Origin of the sequence: Pseudidiomarina indica, from assembly GCF_900104245.1 — a bacterium.
Lineage (GTDB): Bacteria > Pseudomonadota > Gammaproteobacteria > Enterobacterales > Alteromonadaceae > Pseudidiomarina > Pseudidiomarina indica.
In genome coordinates this window covers 1-2,627 of sequence record NZ_FMXN01000023.1, presented here as the reverse complement: position 1 = coordinate 2,627, position 2,627 = coordinate 1, and the positions used below count along the sequence as shown (strand labels likewise).

Annotated in this window: 3 protein-coding genes; all 3 read right to left on the bottom strand. The window is 59.4% G+C overall.

All coding sequences use genetic code 11. The annotated features are described in order from the left end of the window. Positions 1 to 88: 88 nt before the first annotated feature. Positions 89 to 394: a LysR family transcriptional regulator gene (locus BLP64_RS10630; RefSeq protein ID WP_001255015.1), complete on the bottom strand. Its 306-nt coding sequence runs from the start codon at positions 392 to 394 to the stop codon at positions 89 to 91. Between the two features lie 27 nt (positions 395 to 421). Beyond that, the gene (floR, locus tag BLP64_RS10625) at positions 422 to 1,636 is read right to left on the bottom strand and encodes a chloramphenicol/florfenicol efflux MFS transporter FloR (RefSeq protein WP_000214122.1); all 1,215 of its coding nucleotides are present in this window, start codon (positions 1,634 to 1,636) and stop codon (positions 422 to 424) included. 216 nt (positions 1,637 to 1,852) lie between these two features. Next, positions 1,853 to 2,627 (bottom strand): DUF3363 domain-containing protein (locus BLP64_RS10940; protein ID WP_223275402.1); only part of this gene is annotated, 775 nt, incomplete at its 5' end.

Here is a 2,627-nt window from a genome sequence, read left to right as displayed (position 1 = left end):
GTTTACATACAGTCTATCGCTTAGCGGAAAGTTCTTTTACCCTCAGCCGAAATGCCTGCCGTTGCTAGACATTGCCAGCCAGTGCCCGTCACTCCGCGGTCTTCACTGCGTGATCGAGTTGATCGACACCCGCCGTGACACGCTCCATGAAGTGCCTGCCTGCGTCTGTTAGCCGAACGCCCCGCGCATGGCGCTCAAATAGCAGGACACCAAGGTTATCCTCCAGCGCTTTCACACGCGCGCTGACGCTCGACTGGCTGATACCAAGTGCCTTGGCCGCATGCCGAAAATTCAGATGCTCGGCGACGGCGATGAACTGAACAAGGGAAATGAGCGGTATCCTGCCAGACAGGATACCGACATTCACGAGGTTTCGATGGTTAGTGCGCCGCATCGGAGCGGGCCTGCTACCAGTCGTCGGTTAGACGACTGGCGACTTCTCGGTGGCAGCCCCACGGAGCCGAAGGAGCACCAGCCCCAACGAAACCAGTACCGCCATCGCCGTGGCGTAACAGATCACGGGCCACGCTGTGTCACCGTTTAAAAGTGCCACCGCCAATGTCCCGACAATGCTGACTATCAGGCTTTGAACGCAGAAGTAGAACGCGACCGCTGATCCCGCGATGTCGTCGAACTCTGCCAAAGCGCCGTTCGCGGTAACGGACACCGTGAAGACAATACCGACCGCGACAACCCACATCGGTAGGATGAAGGTGAGGAATGACGGCGAGCCGTAAAGTTCGCCGATCCCCAACAGGACCGCTCCGCAAACAAGCAACGCCATCCCACGCGCCACGCATCCTGCGATGCCCCATCTGGCGACAAAGGACTTCGCGAAACGGGTTGTCACGATCATTACAAGCGCGACAGTGGCGAAGGCAAAGCTGAATCCGATCTCGGAATATTCCGCTTGGCCTATGAGCACACGGGGAGCCGTCGAGAAGAAGACGAAGTAGGTGCCCATACCGGCGCTAAAGCCGACAGTGTAAACCCAAAAAGCCGGACTCGCGAAGATCGGCAAGACAGATCGGCGCGTCTTGACTTGATCCAGAGGGCGGGTTTCGTGCCACCTGAAACCCGCATTTAGGAGTGCGAGCATCGCCAGTATAGCCAAAGTAATGAATATCGCCTGCCATCCCAAGAACTCGCCGATCAATACTCCGGCGATAGGGCCGAGCGCAGGCACGAACGCCAGCATCGAACTGAAAAGGCCGTAGATGACGACACCCTCAGGACGGTTGGCATAAACGTCGCGAACCGTCGCGAACGTCGCCACCAGCATGGCCGACGCGCCCACTGCTTGAAGTAGACGGAAAGCGACAAAGGCCGGTGCAGTTGAAGACCAAGCTGCTCCCAGAGACGCAATGACGAAAGCCGTTGCGCCCGCAAGTAGAATTGGCCGTCGCCCGATTCTGTCTGAGAGCGGACCAAAAATCACCTGGCCCACGCCGAGCATCACCATATAGAGGCTCAACGTGAGTTGGATCATAGCGGGCGTCGTGTTCAGGATGCCGGGCATCGCTGGAACGACAGGGAGATAAATATCCATCGCCAGTGAAGCGAGGATGTCGAAAGGAGCCATCAGCAGCAGTGCTGCCGGCAGCGTATAGGCCCACGCGGGGCGTGTGGTGGTCATGACGAATCAACCCTCGATTAAGGAATACCGGGCGACGTCTGCTCGTCAGCAATCAGATGAGACTAGCCTTACAGAGCGCCGCAACAACAATACTGGTTGTTGCGGCTTACTTGTCTGCTGACTTGGAATTTCCCATCTGATTACTCCACGCTTACGAATATGAATTGCTACATTTTATCCGATTATCTTTTGCTTCGCAATGCGGCATGGGCGCACTCAGCGTTCCAGCCCCCTCTGCCGCCCTAACTGCCACGACACCGACCCGCCCTGCACGATGCCCATAACCTCGCGGCCGAGTTGGCGGTCGATGATCGGCCGCCACGGGACAAGGGTGAACTCATGGGATTTCTCGACCACGGCGAACTTGCCGCTCGATAGATGCACGGTTCCGGTAAACTTGCCGCTGACGCTCTCGCCGTCCGTGGCGGCGCGGAACGGCAGGCCCTTACTCAAAGCCATATCCGATCCGACGCCGGCTACCTCGCGCTCCCGCAGGATGGCGAGAAGGTTGCGCCGGTAGAAGACGCGGCTGTCCCGGCTGCGGGTGGCGTCGCCCTGTTCGATATGGTGCTCGCGGCGCTGGTCCATGGCTTCGCGGACTTGTTGCCCGAAGCCGGTTGGCGCAAGGTCGGCCGTCTCGCCGTGGATCAGCCGCCGGTCCAGCCAGGTCGCGCCGTCCGATCCGATCTGTTTGTTCAGATCGACCGGGGAAAGGACGCGAACGCTGGCCTGACTGTCTCGGCCGGCGTCATGGGCGGCGGCACGGCTGACCAGATCATCGGGGATGCGCCATTGGTCGGCGTCGATCCGCTCGACGATACCGGCCCGGCGTAGCGCCTCCAGCCGGCGCACATGGGCATCGACATAGCCCTCATAGTCGCCGCCTGGAACGCGGCACGTATAGGAAGAATAAACGCCCTTTTCACCCAAGTCCAACAGCTTTGGACCGCAGTTGACTCTTTCGACACCCCTGCGATGCAACCCAATCCGG